At 48.2% G+C, this 19,194-nt stretch carries 17 protein-coding genes; 8 read left to right on the forward strand and 9 right to left on the reverse strand.

All coding sequences use genetic code 11. The features are described from left to right. Positions 1–52 precede the first annotated feature (52 nt). Positions 53–367, reverse strand: coding sequence for a hypothetical protein (locus EXIG_RS06410; protein WP_012370120.1), 315 nt, complete (start codon positions 365–367; stop codon positions 53–55). Between the two features lie 122 nt (positions 368–489). Here EXIG_RS06410 and EXIG_RS06415 point away from each other — a divergent pair, with 122 nt between their 5' ends. The 3 genes from EXIG_RS06415 (at position 490) to EXIG_RS06425 (ending at position 2,884) form a co-directional block, all read left to right on the forward strand. Beyond that, on the forward strand, positions 490–1,233 hold the full coding sequence (locus tag EXIG_RS06415) for a nuclease-related domain-containing protein (RefSeq protein WP_438940149.1): 744 nt from the start codon (positions 490–492) through the stop codon (positions 1,231–1,233). Positions 1,234–1,358: 125 nt separating this feature from the next. Then, a complete protein-coding gene (locus EXIG_RS06420) occupies positions 1,359–1,781 on the forward strand; it encodes a MarR family winged helix-turn-helix transcriptional regulator (RefSeq protein ID WP_012370122.1) in 423 nt (140 codons plus the stop codon). A gap of 74 nt (positions 1,782–1,855) precedes the next feature. After that, positions 1,856–2,884 carry a YhgE/Pip domain-containing protein gene (locus EXIG_RS06425; RefSeq protein WP_012370123.1) on the forward strand — a complete coding sequence of 343 codons (1,029 nt, stop codon included), beginning with the start codon at positions 1,856–1,858 and terminating at the stop codon, positions 2,882–2,884. Between the two features lie 44 nt (positions 2,885–2,928). Here the strand turns inward: EXIG_RS06425 and EXIG_RS06430 are convergent, their stop codons facing one another. Beyond that, complete coding sequence (locus tag EXIG_RS06430; RefSeq protein WP_012370124.1) at positions 2,929–3,570, reverse strand: SDR family oxidoreductase; 642 nt, start codon at positions 3,568–3,570, stop codon at positions 2,929–2,931. Between the two features lie 204 nt (positions 3,571–3,774). On the opposite strand from EXIG_RS06430, the gene EXIG_RS06435 reads away from it, so the two are divergent. Together EXIG_RS06435 and EXIG_RS06440 are read left to right on the forward strand one after the other, a co-directional pair. After that, positions 3,775–4,596, forward strand: coding sequence for a transporter substrate-binding domain-containing protein (locus EXIG_RS06435; protein ID WP_012370125.1), 822 nt, complete (start codon positions 3,775–3,777; stop codon positions 4,594–4,596). A 116-nt stretch (positions 4,597–4,712) separates the two neighbouring features. Then, positions 4,713–4,982: an ATP-binding cassette domain-containing protein gene (locus tag EXIG_RS06440; protein WP_012370126.1), complete on the forward strand. Its 270-nt coding sequence runs from the start codon at positions 4,713–4,715 to the stop codon at positions 4,980–4,982. Between the two features lie 216 nt (positions 4,983–5,198). Here EXIG_RS06440 and EXIG_RS06445 read toward each other — a convergent pair whose 3' ends face one another. The 5 genes from EXIG_RS06445 to EXIG_RS06465 all read right to left on the reverse strand — a co-directional run bounded on the left by EXIG_RS06445 (position 5,199) and on the right by EXIG_RS06465 (position 10,498). Next, positions 5,199–6,563 (reverse strand): amino acid permease, encoded by a 1,365-nt coding sequence (locus EXIG_RS06445; protein WP_012370127.1) that lies wholly within the window; start codon positions 6,561–6,563, stop codon positions 5,199–5,201. Between the two features lie 191 nt (positions 6,564–6,754). Further along, positions 6,755–7,624, reverse strand: coding sequence for a YxiH-YxzG fusion protein (locus tag EXIG_RS06450; protein ID WP_012370128.1), 870 nt, complete (start codon positions 7,622–7,624; stop codon positions 6,755–6,757). Positions 7,625–7,682: 58 nt separating this feature from the next. After that, positions 7,683–8,276: an undecaprenyl phosphate transporter UptA gene (uptA, locus tag EXIG_RS06455; RefSeq protein ID WP_012370129.1), complete on the reverse strand. Its 594-nt coding sequence runs from the start codon at positions 8,274–8,276 to the stop codon at positions 7,683–7,685. 199 nt (positions 8,277–8,475) lie between these two features. Next, entirely contained in the window at positions 8,476–9,798 is a 1,323-nt protein-coding gene (locus tag EXIG_RS06460) for a Na+/H+ antiporter family protein (protein WP_012370130.1), read from the reverse strand. A gap of 148 nt (positions 9,799–9,946) precedes the next feature. Further along, positions 9,947–10,498, reverse strand: coding sequence for a beta-class carbonic anhydrase (locus tag EXIG_RS06465; protein WP_012370131.1), 552 nt, complete (start codon positions 10,496–10,498; stop codon positions 9,947–9,949). A gap of 333 nt (positions 10,499–10,831) precedes the next feature. Between EXIG_RS06465 and adhE the strand changes: the two genes are divergently transcribed. Beyond that, complete coding sequence (gene adhE / locus EXIG_RS06470; protein WP_012370132.1) at positions 10,832–13,426, forward strand: bifunctional acetaldehyde-CoA/alcohol dehydrogenase; 2,595 nt, start codon at positions 10,832–10,834, stop codon at positions 13,424–13,426. A gap of 180 nt (positions 13,427–13,606) precedes the next feature. On the opposite strand, the gene EXIG_RS06475 is transcribed toward adhE, so the two are convergent. Beyond that, positions 13,607–14,362 (reverse strand): phosphotransferase, encoded by a 756-nt coding sequence (locus EXIG_RS06475; protein ID WP_326930247.1) that lies wholly within the window; start codon positions 14,360–14,362, stop codon positions 13,607–13,609. After that, entirely contained in the window at positions 14,302–14,640 is a 339-nt protein-coding gene (locus tag EXIG_RS16050; RefSeq protein WP_041261562.1) for a hypothetical protein, read from the reverse strand. Before EXIG_RS16050 ends, EXIG_RS06475 begins: the two co-directional genes overlap by 61 nt. A gap of 162 nt (positions 14,641–14,802) precedes the next feature. Here EXIG_RS16050 and EXIG_RS06485 point away from each other — a divergent pair, with 162 nt between their 5' ends. Then, entirely contained in the window at positions 14,803–16,197 is a 1,395-nt protein-coding gene (locus tag EXIG_RS06485; RefSeq protein ID WP_012370133.1) for a hypothetical protein, read from the forward strand. Between the two features lie 204 nt (positions 16,198–16,401). Then, the gene (locus tag EXIG_RS06490) at positions 16,402–19,125 is read left to right on the forward strand and encodes a bifunctional 2',3'-cyclic-nucleotide 2'-phosphodiesterase/3'-nucleotidase (protein WP_012370134.1); all 2,724 of its coding nucleotides are present in this window, start codon (positions 16,402–16,404) and stop codon (positions 19,123–19,125) included. Positions 19,126–19,194: the final 69 nt, after the last annotated feature.

Consider the following 19,194-nt stretch of genomic DNA (forward strand, 5'->3'; position numbering starts at 1 on the left):
CATGCCAACAGGCAAGCCTTCCGAAATAACGGAGGACTTGCCTGTTGTTCATTTAACGATTCTCGGACGAGGTATCTTTGAACGCATCGACATATTGTTTCGCTTCCAGTAACGGATAACCAAGCGTTTCCCGGACGAGTTTAACGGCTTCGACTGTCTGATAATCAGCAAGAAGCTGCTTGATTTGTTCATTGAGTAAGGTATGACTGCTTGCTGCATCCGTCATCCCGAGGTGTTCCTGAATCCGGGTCATTTCGCGCAGGAGCTGTTGTTGCATGACCCGTTGCTTTGCCAGTTGTTGAGATACGGATTGCCAGAACATGATCAAGAGGATCAAAGGCAACCAAATCGATAAAAATGAGTCCATATGAAAGAAGCCTCCTTTTGTTTACCGTATCATACTAAAAATGATATAACAATTAGTGGAAATTGAAAAGAATACCGTTTATTCTGAAATAGTGGAAAATTAAGGGTTTGAAAAAGAAAGGAATGAAAAGTGTGGAAGATTTGTTAGCTGCGTTGATTCCGATATTACTTCTTTCAGGGAGTATCCTGTTTGTCGGGTTTGTCGTCACGCTTGGCAGTTTATTTTATTTCCGCCGGCGGTCGTTTGAGAAGAGTACATACAAGCAGGTTACACAAGAACGGTTTCTGAAGGCCGTCTGTGACAAAGGGATCTGGGGAGAATATTTAACGACCCGGCAACTTGAAAAAGTCGGCGGATACGGGAAATTCGTCATGAATACCTATCTGCCAAAAGCACGCGGCAAAGGTCTGACGGAAATCGACGTGACGTTTATCCACGAGAGTGGCATTTACGTGCTCGAGTCGAAAAATTACAGCGGCTGGATTTTTGGAAAAGAAGCGGACCAGCAGTGGACTCAGATGTTTAAAAACCGCTATAAACAAAAGTTTTACAATCCGATCAAACAAAATGAACAACACCTGAAGAGCATGGAACGATTTTTGGAGGCGATGGTCGTAGAAGACGTATTCCAGTCGGTCATCGTCTTCGGTGAACGTTGTGAACTTAAAAAAATTACGGTGGACTCAAGTCACGTCCATGTCATCAAACGGAATGACTTACGGCGGGCCATCAAGAAACTGGCGACTGTCGATCGTTTGACACCAGCACAGGTCGATGCGGTCTATGAGCAACTCAAGCAACAATCCCAAGTTAAACAAGAAGTGAAGGATGCGCATATCGAGTCGATTAAATCGTTTACGTCTTAACTGTTGAACTATGATTCTATAATTGACTTAAAGAAAACGGTTTGACAATCCACAATTTCCGGCATATAGTAAATAAGTTCAATTAATAAGTAGTGCAACTATTATTCCGAAAGTGGGGAGTCTTCATGAAAGAAGCGGATTGGTCACTGGGTATGCAATTGTCACGCAGCTATCTGTCTTTTAAACGGGCGGCCACGAAACGGATGGAACAACATGGTTTGACACCGGAACAATTTTCAGTGTTGAGTGAGCTGCATAAGCAGGAAGGCATCTCGCAAAAACAGTTGGCGTTGACGACCGAGCGGGATCAGACGACAGTGGGAAAAATCCTCGACAAGCTGGTCAAGAAAGGGCTTGTCATTCGTTCGGCGGATCCGAGAGACCGGAGAGCCTTCATTTTGTTGACGACGAAAGAAGGTATCCAAACGATTCAGCTGCTCGAACCGACACTCGATGAACTGCAGCAGCAGGCGTTTTCCGGTCTGTCGAAAAAAGAGATTAAACAATTCATCAAGACACTCGAGACCATTTACAAAAATGTGACGTAAGTGGTTTCTCTTTTTGAACTGATAGTTGCACATGCTATTATAAGTAATGCATATATAAAAGGAGAGCGGATTACATGAAGAGTTTTAAAGAAGTATGGTCGATTACACAAACAAAAGTCGGGTTAATGTTTGCCTTGATTGTTCCGGTCTTGTTCCTTGTCGTCTGGATGACCGGTTACCACGGCGCGACGGACCGGTTGGATCAGTTACGGGTCGCTGTCGTCAAAGATGCGACGACGGAAGGACTATATCAAAACCTCAAAGCGGATAGTCCGTTTACCGTCAAAGCCGTTTCGTCCGAAACGGAAGGTCTGAAACAACTCGATGCCGGAAACGTCGAGATGGTGCTTGCTGCCGATTTGACCGGTCAAAAACAGATGACGTTTCACGTCAATCAGGCAAATGCCGAGTTCGCGAACGGTATTCTGAAACAGGCGACAGCTGAAATCTCGCAAGGGGTAAACGGTCAGCCGGCTATTCGTTCGGACATCATCATCGAGCATGAAGTGTCCGATTTCTCGATGTCGATGTTGCCGTTGTTACTGGGCTTCGTGATTTATATTGCTGTCATGACGATGGGAATTCAATTTAATCTCGTGACACAAATTCTCCAAAAACGTTTTTCAAAATGGTCACTCTTTTGGAGTAAACAACTGTTGCACGGAATCGTCCTGCTGGTTGTTCCGCTCGTCATGGTATCGCTTGCGTTTGCCTTTGCCGAGATCGAGACATCCTTCTTGAAAGTATGGGCGTTCCAACTGTTGCTGACAGCAACGTGTATCAGCGTCACTCAGATGAACTTCACGATTTTTGGTCCGATTGCACCGCTTGTGAACGTTGCTTTGATTCCGTTTCAGTTAATGACGGCGGGAAATATCGTTCCGTCTTCGATGCTGGCCCCGTTTTACCAAACGATTGGTCATTATCTGCCGGTTCCGAATGCCGTCGGCGGTTTGACCCGGTTGCTGTATTTTGACGGTGATATCTCGACCTACCTCTTACGACTGGTGGTTATGCTGCTCGTGACACTTATCGTCACACTGATTTTGACAGCGGTTCGCCGGGAACAGGCACATGTTGTCGAGGTCAAACAGGCTTCCTGAAACAAAAAAACGAGCTAATCCAATCGGATCAGCTCGTTTTTTAGTTAAGCAAACAATTCAGCAATCGCTGTGTCACCCGTTAGCAACGGAATCGTTTGGTGGTACGCCGACCGTTGACCGATCGAGGCGACGACGACGCGGGCGACGTCTTCCCGGGCAATCGTTGTTTCGTCCGTTGAAGTCGGATCTGTTGTGACCGCACCTGTACCCGCCTCATCTTTCAAACCGCCCGGACGCAGAATCGTATAGGCAAGTGAACTTTCACGCAACAGACGATCAGCGTAATGTTTCGCGACGTAATACGGTTTCATGCTGTCGGACCACGTTTCCGGCGAGTCGGCATTTAAGGCGCTGACCATGATGAACTGGCTCGCTTGAATTCCTTCTGCTGCCGCAACTGCTTTTGCCGCTCCGTCAAGATCAATCAAAATGGTTTTATCCGCGCCGGTGTGACCGCCGGATCCGGCTGTAAAGATGACGATGTCACTGCCTTGGATTGCATCTTGAATCGATGCGACACCGTGCTCTAAATCGAGAGCGACCGGTGTTGCCCCGAGAGATTCAAAATCGGCATACTGTTCCTTTGAACGTAATCCGACGCGGACGTCGTGACTCGATCCGCTTAATTGTTTCGCTACCTGACGACCGACTTTTCCGTTTGCTCCAATAATGAATACGTTACTCATCTTCCATTCCTCCCATTCGTTGATTCGTTCTTTGTCAGTATGGAAGAAAGTACGTGTATCCTGCAATCAAGAGGGCTTGGCAAGAGAACATCGCCGCTTTTTGACGAAATAATCAAAAAGTTGTTGGAACCGTTAGAACAATATGATACTGTTTTGAGTATTATACAAAAACACAGCGTCAGACAGAGAGAGGAAGCGGACAGAGTGAATAAACGAGAATTGGCACTTGGAGGAAGTCTGTTGCTTTCCGGTCTCATGATAGCGACACGATTAAAGAATGCGACGGGTTCATTCAGCGTCGGTAAACAAAATGTCTTCACAACAAAAAAGATTGTCGTCGGAACGACCGGAGATTATAAACCGTTTACGTACCTGAACCGTCAGACCAACCAATATGAAGGGTTCGACATTGATGTCATCTGCTCGTTTGCGGAAGTCGCCGGACTCGAAGTCGAATTCGTCCCGACGACATGGGGAACACTGACCCGTGATCTACGTGCCGGGAAATTTCATATGGTCGTCGGCGGCGTCACGAAAAACATCGAACGCGAAATCGTCGGCGACTTTACGAAAAGCTACCTGTCGTTTCAAAAGACGCCGCTTGTCCGGGCGACGGACCTCGATCTGTTAACATCGATTGAAGCCATCAACCAGCCTGATGTGACAATCGGCTTAAATCCGGGCGGAACAAATGAACAGTTCGTCCGGCAGACGTTTGATCAGGCCCGTATCGTCATGTATGCCGATAACCTGACCATCCCGGCAGCAGTTGCGGCCGGAGAAGTTGATGTCATGATCACCGACACGGTCGAAGCGATTTACTATGCGTCGCTCGATCAGCGGCTCGGTGCGCCGAAGATCCATGAAAAGTGGATTCCGGCTGAAAAAAGTTATCTGATCCAGGACCGTCAGACGGAAGTCCTCGACGTGATGAATCTATGGATGAATTCATATGAAGGAAAAGAGCGGATCAAGGAATTAAAAGGAAAATGGTGTGTCGCTTCAGTCGCCCAGGATGTCATATGACTGAAGAAACTGAAGGGCAAATCCAGTTTTGGATTTGTCCTTTTTTGTGCGATCAATAAAAAAGCGGGTAAAGATAAGAAAGTGACGGAACAATTGTCCGACTAGAGGAAGGACGGATGAAGATGATTGAAGTGGACCGGCTGACGAAGGAATACAACGGTAAAAAAGTCGTCGATCAGATTTCCTTTCATGTGGATCAAGGAGAAATTTTTGCCTTTTTGGGACCGAACGGTGCCGGTAAATCCACGACTGTTCAAATGCTGACGACGCTGATCGCGTTCTCGTCCGGCAGTGCAACGATCAACGGATACGATATCAAGCGAAATCAAAAGGGATGTGCGGTTGCAAATGGGTGTCGCCTTGCAGGAAACCGGGATCGACAATGATTTGACGGGGAGGAGCTACTCGTGTTGCAAGGGAAGGAATGCGGGCGGTCGTGTTACGTCCGACGATTGACTAGAGTGTTTATACGCACGGCGTCCTCGTCGCCGCCGTGCTGAGTATTGCGATGGTCGTCTTTGCGGCACTCAATGCGCGCGGAGCCTTGAAGAAATGACAAAAACGCTGTTTCCGACTGAATAAGCCGGAAGCAGCGTTTCTGTTTAAAACGATTTAGGTGTGCGGACGATGTAGTAAATGCCGGATAGAATCAAGAAGACGATTCCGATCAAAATCGAGACACGTGTCTCATCGTTGAACAACATCCCGACAAGAACGATCAGCAGCATGACAATCGTAATGTAGTTCGTGAAGGGTGCGCCCGGCATCTTGAACGGATGATCGGCGATCCGGTCCGCTTCGATTTTCCGGTACTGGATGTGGCTGATCAGGATGGCGAACCAGGGTACCATTCCCGGTAAGACCGAAGCACTGTAAACATAGACAAAGATGTTCGTGTCTTTCCCGAGGAACAGCGGCAGGACGATGTCGAGAATGACACCGACGAAGATTCCGGCTGAGACGGCAAGCACCGTATACAGGGGAATGCCGTTTTTATTGACCTTCAGGAACAGCGACGGCATCTGCCCTTTTTCGGCGAGCGTATAAATCATCCGGCTGGAACTGAAGATACCCGAATTACATCCGGACATCGCGGCCGTGATGACAACGACGTTGATGATGGCAGCCGCCGCCGTGATGCCGACTTTGGCAAAAGTCGCGACAAACGGACTGCCGATATCGGCCAGCTGATCCCACGGATAGACGGTGACGATGATGAAGATGGCCCCGACGTAAAAAATCAGGATCCGCCAGATGACACCGTTGATCGCCCGGGTGATGTTCGTTTCCGGATCCTTCGTTTCCCCGGCTGTCACACCGATCAGTTCGACGCCGATGTAGGAGGCGAAGACGATCGAGAGGGCAAAGAAGAAACCGCTGAAGCCGTTCGTGAAGAAGCCACCGTGCGACCAGAGGTTAGAGAAGCCGATCGGCGTTCCGTCATTTCCGAAACCGAACAGGATGAGACCTAGACCGGCAATGATCATCAGGATGATTGTAATGACTTTGACGGAGGCGAACCAAAATTCGAGTTCACCAAACATTTTGACCGAGGCGAGGTTCGCAAGCGTCAGGATGACGATGACGACGACACCGGGAATCCAGGTCGGTAAATCCGGCCACCAGAAGCGCATATAGGCGCCGACAGCAATGACTTCACTCATTCCGACGATGACCCAGTTGAAGATGTTGCTGCTTGCTGTCATGAAGCCGGCAGCCGGATGAATGTAATCATTGGCAAACTTCGCATATGATCCCGTATGTGGATGGGTGTAGACCATCTCACCTAAGGCCCGCATGATTAAAAAGATAAAGGCACCTGCAAACATATAGGCCAAAATGACGGATGGACCGGTCCAGGCAATCGTGCTCGACGATCCTAAAAACAGACCAACGCCAATCGTCCCCCCAAGAGCAATCATTTGTACTTGTCGTGCTGTCAGTTCGCGTTTTAAGTTCGATTCCATAAGTACCCCCATGTAGCAAAAAATTGATGACTATCGAACTTGTAAGACCAGTTCGAAACACTATAACCATGAGTATACTATTTTAAAAAAGAGAATAGAAAGCTTTTTCTGAAAACATTTTTAATTTTGTTGTGAAAATGAAAAGAAATGAAAAAATCGAACCACTTCCAACGAAGGGATTCGACGATGATTTATTCTGGGACGAAATCTGTAAACGTACCGGCATAAAGACGGGTGTCTGTAGAAAGAACGATTCGATTTTGGCGCATCTTGATCGTTCCCTGCAACGGTGTTCCTTTTTCCGACTCAAACAGAATCCGAGCCTTCTCGATATACGTGTCGCCTTCCTGTTGTAATAGGTACGTATGCTCATTGTCGGTCGAAATTAAATATTCTCCCTGAACGACGAAGTCGGAGAAATGACGTGTCGGAACTTGATAGCTCGTACTGCGTTCCCCTTGCAGATGGACGACGCGGTAATCCGGATGATAGAAGAACCACGCATCGTCGGAACCGCAGACGTTCAGTGCGTAACAATCGTCAATCGGATAATCCTTGTTCTTAAAGATGACTTGTCCAAACTCATCAAAAACAGCCAACCCAAATGAACCGATCGAAGTAGTTGCACTGTCGGCAAAAACGCCTTCATCAAAGTAACTGACCCAAATCTGATTTTTTTCATCAACGTGGACGTTTTGAATCCCGTCATCAAGACAATAGCTGTCGAGCAGATGACCGGCCTGGTCGTAAATGAAGGCGTTCGGCAACCAGGAGCCGTCGACATCATCGTCACAGCGGGAAGCGACGAGTAGAATCCGACCATCGGAAAATGAGTCGACATAACTGAAATCTATTTCAGCCTGAGCGACAATCGTTGTTGTCCGCCATTGATCGTGCAGGCGATGGACGTGCAGAACGTTTCTACGGCGTTTCGTGTCATAGATGTCTTCGATCATCATGATTTGTCCTGAAATCGTCAGTCCCGTTGCCACGTGTTTTCCGGTAACTTGAGACGCCGTCACGCGGTCAAGATGAATTTTTAATGTGTTGGAAGTATCCAAGATAAGTCGCTCCTTTTTAAAAACAGTCTGCCACAGGGGACAGACTGCAAAACTTGAATTAGGTTGTACGTTGACGCTTTTTAAGGAAGACATAGACAAGAATCATGACGACGGCAGCAATCAGGACACCGTTTGTATAAGGTGCCGCTACTTCTTTGATGGAGCGCCAGTTCGTACCGAGCGTCTCACCGAGGTAGAGGAAAAGAATCGACCAGGGAATGATAGCGAGGATCGTATAAAGTGAAAATTTTGTCTGGTCCATTTTGGCAAGACCGGCAGGAATCGAAATTGCATGGCGGACAACTGGGATGAAACGGGCTCCGAAGATGACGCCTTGTCCGTATTTCAGGAACCAGCGTTCTGCGAGATCGAGATGGTGCTCCGTGATCAGCAGGTACTTTCCGTATTTCAAAATCAATGGTCGACCGCCGTAACGGGCAAACCAGTATAAAAATAATTGCGAAAACAAACCCCCAATGACGGCAGCAACGACAGCGAGCGGCCAACCGATCGTCCCTTGGGAAATCATGAATCCGCCGTAAGACAAGACGATTTCGCTCGGAATGATTTCAATCATCAATCCAAGGGCGATTCCGAAATAGCCTAAGTCAGCAAGATATAATAAAACGTTATTTACAACTTGAGATAACACATGTAACACTCCTTCAGATTCACTTCATTCCTTTATATTAGAGAAGAAAGTCGGAAAATGAAAGAAAAAATCTTTAATCTGATGAAACAAATATATAGTAAGCATCTTTAAGTGGAAGGTACTGCCCGGTTAATGAAGTAAAATGCTTCAGAAAAAGAACCAACACCGGTCAAGGCATTGGTTCCTGAATGCATCCTTCTTATAACACCATGGCTGCAATCGTTCCGAAAAAAATCAACGGCAGATTATAGTGCAGGAATGTCGGGATAACGGTTTCCCGCATGTGATCATGCTGTCCGTCAGCGTTCAGACCACTGGTTGGACCGAGCGTCGAGTCAGACGCCGGGCTTCCCGCGTCGCCAAGGGCACCGGCTGTTCCGATGATGGCAATCGTCGCCTCCAGGCTGAATCCGTACTGGACACAGAGCGGGACGAAAATTGCAGCAATGACGGGAACCGTCGAGAAACTTGAGCCGATTCCCATCGTGACGAGCAGTCCGATCAAGAGCATGACGAAAGCGGCAACGAGTTGCGAATCGCCCATCAAAGCTTTTGAATTTTCGACAAGAGGTTCGATGTCGCCGCTTTCCCGGAGGACGTTCGAAAATCCGTTTGCTGAAATCATGACGAATCCGATGAACGACATCATCCGCATTCCGCGGGTGATGACATCGTCTGCTTCACTGAAGCGGACGAGACGAAGGACGAGGAACAGGACAAGACCTGTCGTTGCAGCGAAAATCATCGATTCTGTCGTTAACTGAACAGCAAGTGTCGCAAGAACGACGAGAGCACTTAAGAACAATTTCGTTTTTGTGATGACCGGAATCTCATAGTCGTCCGGAGCGATGTTGCGCATTTCATATTCACGCGGTTTCCGGTAAATATAGAGACCAATCAATAGACCGACGAGCATTCCGAGTGCCGGAATTGCCATCGCTTGAATGACGGACGCACCGGCCGTATCCATCCCGTTTTTCGAGATGTTCGGCAGAAGGATCTGGTTCAAGTAGATGTCACCGAAACCAACCGGCAGGAACATGTACGGCGTAACAAGACCAAATGTCATGACGATCGCGATCAAGCGCCGGTCAATCTTCATTTCATTAAAGAGACCGAGTAGCGGCGGAATGATGATCGGGATGAAGGCGATGTGAATCGGCAAGACGTTTTGCGAGCTGATCGCGAGCAACAGAATCGCAAAGACGATAAAGCCTTTTAACTTCTTGACCGACGCGGCGTCAGCCGATCCTTTTGACCGTTTGATCAAAGCGTGTGCCAAGGCATCCGGAAGTCCGGTTTTCGACAAGGCGACGGCAAACGCTCCGAGCAGGGCATAACTGAGGGCGATTTCTGCACCGGCTCCGAGTCCTTCCGCGAATGTCGCAATCGTTTTGTTGATTCCGAGACCACCGATCAATCCACCGGCGACGGCACTGAGCACCATCGCGAGGACGATATGGACACGGAAGATGGCTAAAATAAATAATAGAGCAACGGCAATAATGACTGCATTAAACATAATTAAAACCACGCTTTCTTTTGGTATCACTGTACTATACTAAAGTATCATACAGACCGTTCTTTTGACTGTCAAGAAAAAAACACAAAAAGGTATGACCGACGTCAAGTTGAGGCCGGTCATACCTTTCTTCTTCATTAAAATGTATTCAGCAATCGACTTGGTCGAGTTTACCCGTTCCCGGATCGATGACGAGTCCGTGAACTTCCGTACCCGGCGGCAACAACGGATGATTTTTAATCAATCCGACCGAGTGGCTGACGTTTTCTTCGACTGATGTGAAGCCGCGCAACCATTGCTTCAAGTCGACGCCGGAAGCATCGAGTGTGTGCAAGACTTGTTCATTGATTCCGCGGTCCTGCATTTCGGAAATCATCTTTGCCGGATCGATCGTGCTCATGCCGCAGTCATGATGTCCGATGACAATGACTTCTTCCGCTCCAAGAGCATAGAGGGCGACGAGAATCGACCGCATGACGGATCCGAATGGATGGGACAAGACAGCCCCGGCATTTTTGATGATTTTTGCATCACCGTTTTTGAGACCAAGTGCGTGTGGAAGGAGCTCCGTCAAACGTGCATCCATACAGGTCAGAATCACAACCTTCTTATCCGGGAACTTATCCGAGATGAATGGTTCGTATTGTTTCTCTTCGACAAACTGTTGATTAAACGCAAGCATTTGATTAACGACTGACATGAAACTACCTCCTTTAAGACAAATGAATGATGGAACTATTCCTAGCGTACACGATGAACGATTGGTCAGACAAGCAGATTCATCGATTGCTGTGACAATTATCACAGCGAGTGATCGAAAAGACGGACCGTTATGTCAGAACAGGTCATTTCAATGAAAACGCTCTCATTAATGTGAAATAGTTCACAGGATAGTCATGCACAAATCAAACAAAAGGCGGTATGATTGATTTGTGAAGGAAAGCACAAACTATTTAAAATCAGCTTGGCATTCCTAACATCTAATAGGGAATTGCAGACTCAGATTCGTTCCAAAATAGGGAGGAAACCTAACATGGCTGTCAAAGAAAAAATCAAATCAGAAGTCACACCTGTCGAAAAAGCAATCAATCAAATCGTCGCGAAAGGTCAAACGGCACTTCAAGAATTGTTGACATTTGATCAAACGAAAATTGATACGATCGTCCGCGACATGGCGCTCGCCGGTCTCGAACGGCACGTCGAACTTGCCCGTCTTGCGGTCGAAGAGACAGGTCGTGGTGTCTTTGAAGATAAAATGATCAAAAACATGTTTGCGACAGAGTACATCTACAACAGTCTCCGCAACGAAAAAACGGTCGGGATTTTAGAAGAGGATGTCCAAAACGGTCTGACGTATATAGCGGAGCCGGTCGGTGTCGTCTGTGGTGTCACACCGGTGACGAATCCGACATCAACCACGATGTTCAAAGCATTGATCGCGATTAAAACACGGAACCCGATCATCTTCGCGTTCCACCCGTCGGCTCAAAATTGTTCCCTCGAAGCAGCGAAAACATTACGGGATGCGGCCGTCAAAGCAGGTGCACCAAAAGATTGTATCCAGTGGGTCGAACAACCGTCCCTCGAAGCAACAAAAGTTTTGATGAACCACACGGACATCGCGATGGTCCTTGCGACAGGCGGAGCCGGCATGGTCAAATCCGCTTACTCGACCGGAAAACCGGCGCTTGGTGTCGGACCGGGGAACGTACCGTGTTACATCGAAAAAACCGCTAAAATCAAACGGGCTGTCAGTGACTTGGTTCTGTCCAAAACATTTGATAACGGAATGATTTGTGCGTCCGAGCAAGCAGTCATCGTCGATCAAGAGATTTATGCCGAAGTGCGGGCCGAAATGGAAGCCCTCGGTTGCTACTTCTGTACACCGGATGAGAAAAAACGCCTCGAAGCACTTGTCATCAAAACCGATACATGTGCCGTCAATGCGGACATCGTCGGGAAACCTGCGACCTGGATCGCCGCGAAAGCCGGTATCGATGTTCCAGGCAACACGGTCATGCTTGTCGCGGAACTCGAAAAAGTCGGAGCCGAAGAACCATTGTCACACGAAAAATTAAGTCCGGTTCTCGGTGCATACAGTGTCGCCTCTACAAAAGATGCCTTCCATGTTGCCGAACGGATGCTTGAAATCGGCGGACTCGGTCACACGGCGGTCATTCATACGACGGATGATGAGTTGATGACAGCGTTTGGTCTCCGGATGAAAGCCTGCCGGATTCTCGTCAACAGTCCATCGGCCCACGGCGGAATCGGCGATCTCTACAACGAGTTGACACCATCGCTGACACTCGGCTGCGGATCATACGGGAAAAACTCGGTTTCTGAAAACGTTACGGCGAAACATCTACTCAATGTCAAGAAGGTGGCGAGACGACGCGTGAACATGCAATGGTTCAAAGTACCAGAAAAGATTTTCTTTGAAAAAAACTCGGTGCAATACTTGAAATCGATTCAAAATGTCTCACGGGCTTTAATCGTCACTGATCAATCGATGGTCGAGTTCGGCTATGCCGATAAAGTCATCCGTAATCTGCCGGCCGGCGTCAGCTACCGGATCTTTGACCAAGTCGAACCGGATCCATCGGTGACGACCGTTCAAGTCGGTGCCCAGGCGATGCGTGATTTTAAACCGGACTTGATCATCGCGCTTGGCGGTGGATCAGCGATGGATGCCGCGAAAGGCATGTGGTTATTCTATGAGCAACCAAACGAAACATTCTCGAATCTGCGCCAAAAATTCATGGATATCCGCAAACGGGCCTATAAGTTCCCGGAACTCGGCAACAAAGCGAAGTTCGTCGCCATTCCGACAACGTCCGGTACAGGATCAGAAGTCACGCCGTTCACTGTCATCACCGATAAAGAGAAAAACGTCAAATATCCGATTGCTGACTATGCGTTGACACCAGACGTCGCAATCGTTGATCCGGAGTTTGTCATGACGGTGCCGGCTTCAATCACGGCGGATACCGGAATGGACGTCTTGACACACGCAACAGAAGCTTTCGTCTCTGTCCTTGCGAACGACTACACGGATGGACTGGCGTTAAAAGCAATCAAGATGATCTTTGAGTACTTGCCACGTGCTTACGATAACGGTTCAGACGCCGAAGCACGCGAAAAAGTCCACAATGCGTCAACGATGGCCGGAATGGCGTTTGCGAATGCCTTCCTCGGCATCAACCACTCAATCGCGCACAAAATCGGTGGGGAGTTCCACACACCACACGGTCGGACAAATGCGATTCTGATGCCACACGTCATCCGTTACAATGCAACAAAACCAACGAAACTGGCTGCTTTCCCGAAATACGAGTCGTTTATCGCGGATGAACGGTATGCGGAAATCGCCCGTTACCTCGGTCTACCGGCAGCAACGACAGAACAAGGCGTCGAGTCGTTCATTCAAGCCGTCAGTGAGCTCGGACAACGCCTCAACATCAAGATGTCGTTTAAAGCCCAAGGCATCAACAAAGCTGACTTTGAAGCGAAACTCGACAAGATGGCCGTCGATGCGTTTGAAGATCAATGTACGACCGCCAATCCGAAAATGCCGCTTGTGACGGAACTCCGTCAAATCATGGAATTTGCGTACGAAGGTATCTAATAGAGAGAAAAACATCATGGCAATAAAAAGCGCCTTGCCTCCGGTCAACGGAGGCGAGGCTTTCGTCTGTTCTGAATCATAAAGGGAAACGGATGTATTTTTGATTCAGACGGATTCCTGTAGTTGTTCATTTCAACTCTTTTCAACTCTTTTCAACAATCTTTTTTGATTGCGTCAAGCTCAATCTATATCTAAATCCATTGTTAGATCAATCCACCGCTCTTCAATTAACGGACAAAGCACTTCGTAATCTTTTAGCGCTGTTAACGTCTCGAGTACCTGTTGAACGGCGACTTGTTGCTCTTGATCGTCTACGGGCTCAAGGCGAAGCGCTTTTGACAAACTATAGGCGAGCCATTCGAGCTTACCAGCGTAACCGGCAGACAAAGCCGGTTCAATTGGAAAATGGAGTTTTGCACCTGTTGAAACATATTCCTTTGCAAAAGCCTCGAAATGCAGATCGTGTAGTTGATTATTCTCGTCGAGCGACCAATAGAGAGCCGTTTCCACAAAATCGTGCATCGGATGAATGTAGCCAGCTGATTCCCAGTCGATCAGCACCGGTAGACCGGACTTCCATAAAACGTTTTTTGCATCCAAGTCACGGTGACTGAGGACAACAGTTCCTGTCAATTGTTCCATGGCGACAGAGGAAACGTCGGCCCAACGTTTAATTTGTCTCAGGTTCGTCGTGACAGGATCTAATGCTGTCAGTCCTTGCAACCGGATGTGTTCTACAAACTCGTCCCACGATACGCCGGATTCTGATGATTCGGGCGGTTGTTGAATCTGCAATGAGGACAGGTCGGCGGAGTGAATATGCGCCAACTGTTTACCGATCTTTGCGGCGTGGTCCGCTGTAATTTGATGCGTCGTCAACATGACGGCGTCGACCCAGCGAAAGACGAGATAGTAGTGTGTCTCAATATGTTGCAGGGCGGAACCGTGAAACGAAAGGGCAGGGAGAGCAGAGCTTCGTGCTGTAAAGCCGTGGCAATCCGTTCCGAATCGATGAAGTTTTGCCGGGCCTTCGGTCGGGAGAGGATGGATGGATTTAGCAACTTAATCGCATACGTTCCGCTCGTAGTTTGAAGCTGGAACATTTGGTGCAAAAGACCACCGGACAGTGCAGTCGGCTCCGTTAAAATTAGACCGAGTTCCAGTTGAATGCTGATTTTTTCAAATAATGTCGTATGCTTTTCTGTTAATGACACGTCATTCCTCCTCGTGGAATTGAAATCTCTCTTCCATCCATAATTGGTTATAATTAAAGTATAGCGTACAGAAATGACCAATCGTCGTAAAAATAAGACGACTGGCGTTTCTGAATGAGACAGAACAGGAATAATCAAACAAAGGAAAAGGAGGGATTGGCGATGGAACAACAACAAGAGCGGAGCAACAGGCGTTTCTCGATTTTGGATTTCGTACTAGGGATCGGGTTCGGTCTGATTTTCTTTGCCGTCTTATATGGTCTGATGACACTTGTGACCGGACAAATCGAATCCTCCAGTGATTATCAGTCACTCGTTGCGCAGATGCGAGACGCGGATGTTACCTGGGGCAGTAATGATGTGACGGTGACGTTAATGCTGCTGTTCGTCGGCGGACTCGACGTGACGATGCCGTCTGCCGTCCGGGAAGCAATCATCAACCAAGTACTCGGAGCCAGTTCGGCCGGAGATGTCCTGTCGATCTTTGGAATTGATTTGAATCAAGTCTTGTCACCGCTGACGTTTGACGTGACATATGGTTCCCTTTTGCTGTCTGTATTCGGTATCGTATTTGTTTTTATCCTCTTTTTACTGATGCGGATCAAAGCGAACCGGCTCGGCTGGACAATCCGGTCCGTCAGTTTTTTAGTGACGGCGTGGATCGGCTGGTTTATCCTCGTACAGCGCAGTGACTCGATTTCCTTTTTATCGTTCCAGGACGGTGTTTTGACGCAAGGATTGCTCGCGCTTGGCATCGTGATTGCGTTAAGTTATCTGGCTCTCTATCCGCAAGGGTTATCCGGTTTGTCAGCGGCCGCCCGGGGGAGCCTGCTTGTCCTGATGTTTGCGAGTTGTCTCCAGCTGTATCTAGTCGTTACGGATGAAACACAGTATGACGGCGATTCGGCCCTTCGGACGGCCTTGACGGTCGCTAGTCTTGATGCCGGCAGCGGCGGCATGTACGACTTGTTGCACGGCGGACAGGTTGCCTACAAAGCAAATCTTCTTGGAGCAGATGTTGATGTACCGGTGACGATGCTGAACGGGGAGACCTCGACCGGAAAGTTAAATCAATCGATTGAGGATGTTCTGGCAGAAGTTGATACCGACCGGGTGACGGAGCAACTGTTGACGATTCTTGGCGGCGAGCGGCCCGATTTATCGGATACTCAGCTGAACCTCGATCCGGTCGATTACGGTATCGCAAGGCAAACGATTCAAGCACTTGATGCCGAATCGGCCGGAGTCACGCCGGAGCCGATTGACTCGGAGAGTGCATACTGGATCCTGATCCTGATACCGTTCATTCTCTATCTGCTTGTCAGTATCCGGGCGTTCAAGACGATTCTCGATCCGATTGTTTTTGCGGTCCTTGTCGGAGTCACGAGTTTCCTTGTTGCACAAGCAACGACGGCGGACTTTACGGTCGCTTGGCGTAACGAAGCCTTGTTGCAGTTTTCCCAGCAACCGACCGGACTGACACCGCTCTATGCTGCGGGGATGGCATTGATTGCCGGATTGATCGGATTTGTTATTAAACGAAAACCAACTGTATAGTCGAGGACGCCGGTTGGCCTGAAAGGGCAGACCGGCGCTTTTTCTTTGGCATGTAAAGTTCATTTGAAGATTATTAAGCCAGTATTTGGAATTAGTTAAACAGGTTAAATAAGACGGATGTCCGACCTATTCAAAGAAGCTATAAGCTACAATGAAAGCGTGTTAAATTAGTTGAGCAGTCATTTATACTTAGGGGGAAATCAGATGAAACAAATCACGAAAATCGTCATTGCCAGCACGTTGATCGCACCGATGCTTGCGCCCGTCATTCAAGTCAAGACACTCGCCGCCGACAACAGCGTCGTCAAACTTCGTTTTTTAGAGACTACTGATTTACATACAAACTCGATGAACTACGATTACTTCAAGGATGTGCAAGATGAGACGATTGGTCTTGTCAAAGCGGCAACCGTCATTAAGCAGGAACAAAACGTCGTCGGCGAAGACAACAGCTTCGTATTCGACAACGGGGATACGTTACAGGGGACACCATTCGGCGATTACGTCAAAAATCAGTACGACAAAGGCGACAAAGGGAAACACCCGATGTACGAGCTAATGGAATACATCGGTTATGACGCCGTCACACTCGGAAACCATGAGTTCAACTTCGGGCTCGATTTCCTGAAGTCGGCGATGAAAGCCTCAAGCGGCGAAATCAAGTTCGTCAACTCGAATGTGCTCGATGCCGTCACGAAAAAACCGATCGTTTCCGAGTTCAACACGGACGGGAAGGATTATCAAATCATCGAACGTCAAGTCAAAGACCAAAACGGTCAGATGAAAACGGTTAAAGTCGGTGTCTTCGGAGTCGTTGCACCGCAAATCATGGCGTGGGATGCCGGTAATCTGACAGGTAAAGTGACAGCGGAAGATATCGTACCGGTCGCTAAGGCAACGGCGAAGAAATTAAAAGACGCCGGTGCAGACGTCGTCGTCGCACTTGCCCATACAGGAATCGGGGATACAGCGGATCAAAAAGACGGCGATGAAAACGTCGGGTACGCGTTGACAAAAATCGCGGACATCGATGTCTTGATGACCGGTCACCAGCACGGAAAATTCCCGGATGCGAAATCCGCCTTTAACGGCTTGCCGAACGTCGACAAAACAAACGGTCTCATCAACGGCAAACCGGTTGTCATGGCGAACACACAAGGGAAAAACGTCGGTGTGATTGATCTTCAGTTGAAGCATGACGGCGGCAAATGGGTCGTTGATACAGCCGGTGCAAAACTGGCTGATGTCACAAAAGATACGACAGCTGATGCCGGTGCCGTCAAATTGATCGAAAAAGCACACGAAGGCACGCTGGCGTACATCCGCCAACAGGTCGGAACAATCAATGATGACATCCAAAGCTTTTTTGCGCTCGTTAAAGACGACGATTCCGTTCAGTTCGTGACGAACGCTCAAAAATGGTACGTCGAAAAACAATTGAAAGAAAATGCGGATCTTGCCCAGTACAAAGATTTGCCGCTTCTCTCTGCCGGAGCACCGTTTAAAACGGGCGGCCGTTTGCAACTGAACGCGTCTGAGTATACATTGATTAAAAAAGGACCAATCGCGTTGAAAAACGTCGCTGATTTGTACGTCTATCCGAATACGCTTGAAGTCGTTAAAGTGACGGGAGCGGACATTAAAGACTGGCTCGAAATGTCTGCCGGACAATTTAACGAGGTTTCGGACCAACAACAGTCGCTGTTAAATCCGGAATTCCGCAGCTATAACTTTGATATCCTGGACGGTTTGACGTATGACATCGATATCACGAAACCGGCCAAATACACGTACGAAGGAGAACTGTCTAAGACGTATAAAGGAGACGACCGTGTCCTGAACATCAAGTACCAAGGCAAGGAAATCAAGGACGATCAGGAGTTCCTCGTCGCAACGAACAACTACCGTGCCGGCAGTGCGACTTTCCCGGGCCTTGGTCAAGGAAAGAAAATCGTCTATAAATCGGCTTACGAAACACGCAACGTCATCTCGGACTTCATCAAAGCAAAACAACCGGTTGATTATCAAGCGGACAACAACTGGTCACTCGTCGCAAGCAAACCGATCACGGTTGATTTTGACTCGGCCGAAGCAGCAGCGGATTACACAAACCGTTATGAAGGTATCACCAACACGGGCATCAAACGAGCAGGCGATACAGGCACATTCCTGAAGTTCAAACTCGATGTGCCGATGAAAGACTTTAATGTCAGTGTCAGCGCTGTGAAACCGGGAGCAAAAGTCGTTACCGGTAAAGCGGTCGCCGGAGCAAAAGTCACAGTCAAACGCGGTACGACGGTACTCGGTACGGCGACAGCCGACGAAACCGGCAAGTATGCCGTGACGGTTCGTCCGGTCAAACTGCGTGACAAGTTGACGGTCGTCTCGGAACTCGGTTTCATGAAAAAAGAAACGACAGTGACAGTCGGGACAGGCGTCGTTGCGACACCGGCCATCGACAAGAAATCAGCCGTCTACGGTTCGACTGTCTTAACAGGAAAAGCAACGGAAGGGCTTGATGTCACGCTGTATAAAGGCTCGACGAAAATCGCGAAAGCGAAGACGACGGCAAGCGGCTTCAAGATTCCGGTCAAAAACGGTTTGATGACGGGTACGTACACAGTCAAGTCGACGGACATCTCAAACAAAATCACGAAAAAAGCGTCATTTACAATCAAAAATACGTATCCTGTCAAAAAATGGGCGGGTAAAAAGACATTGACGGGCAAAGTGGAAAAGCGTCAAATCGTCCGCTTGTTCGAAAAAACAAGCAGCGGCTACAAATTGATTGCGCAGGACGTTGCCGACAACCACGGCAACTACGTCCTCAAAATGCGGACAGGTCTAGCGACGGGTTCATACAAAATGAACATCTACACAGCATCGGACCGTCTCGATCAATCGCGTTACTTCATCACGAAAAAATAAGACAACAAATCAAAACGGCTTCTCATCTGAGGAGTCGTTTTGGTTTTGAGGAAAAAACTGGCATACTAG

Source organism: Exiguobacterium artemiae 255-15 (assembly GCF_000019905.1).
GTDB lineage: Bacteria > Bacillota > Bacilli > Exiguobacteriales > Exiguobacteriaceae > Exiguobacterium_A > Exiguobacterium_A artemiae.

Excerpts from the sequence above, each read along its gene's own strand:
- EXIG_RS06410 (WP_012370120.1), bottom strand. The coding sequence starts at position 367 with ATGGACTCATTTTTATCGATTTGGTTGCCTTTGATCCTCTTGATCATG.
- EXIG_RS06415 (WP_438940149.1), top strand. The coding sequence starts at position 490 with ATGAAAAGTGTGGAAGATTTGTTAGCTGCGTTGATTCCGATATTACTT.
- EXIG_RS06420 (WP_012370122.1), top strand. The coding sequence starts at position 1,359 with ATGAAAGAAGCGGATTGGTCACTGGGTATGCAATTGTCACGCAGCTAT.
- EXIG_RS06425 (WP_012370123.1), top strand. The coding sequence starts at position 1,856 with ATGAAGAGTTTTAAAGAAGTATGGTCGATTACACAAACAAAAGTCGGG.
- EXIG_RS06430 (WP_012370124.1), bottom strand. The coding sequence starts at position 3,570 with ATGAGTAACGTATTCATTATTGGAGCAAACGGAAAAGTCGGTCGTCAG.
- EXIG_RS06440 (WP_012370126.1), top strand. The coding sequence starts at position 4,713 with ATGAAGATGATTGAAGTGGACCGGCTGACGAAGGAATACAACGGTAAA.
- EXIG_RS06445 (WP_012370127.1), bottom strand. The coding sequence starts at position 6,563 with ATGGAATCGAACTTAAAACGCGAACTGACAGCACGACAAGTACAAATG.
- EXIG_RS06460 (WP_012370130.1), bottom strand. The coding sequence starts at position 9,798 with ATGTTTAATGCAGTCATTATTGCCGTTGCTCTATTATTTATTTTAGCC.
- EXIG_RS06465 (WP_012370131.1), bottom strand. The coding sequence starts at position 10,498 with ATGTCAGTCGTTAATCAAATGCTTGCGTTTAATCAACAGTTTGTCGAA.
- adhE (WP_012370132.1), top strand. The coding sequence starts at position 10,832 with ATGGCTGTCAAAGAAAAAATCAAATCAGAAGTCACACCTGTCGAAAAA.
- EXIG_RS06485 (WP_012370133.1), top strand. The coding sequence starts at position 14,803 with ATGGAACAACAACAAGAGCGGAGCAACAGGCGTTTCTCGATTTTGGAT.
- EXIG_RS06490 (WP_012370134.1), top strand. The coding sequence starts at position 16,402 with ATGAAACAAATCACGAAAATCGTCATTGCCAGCACGTTGATCGCACCG.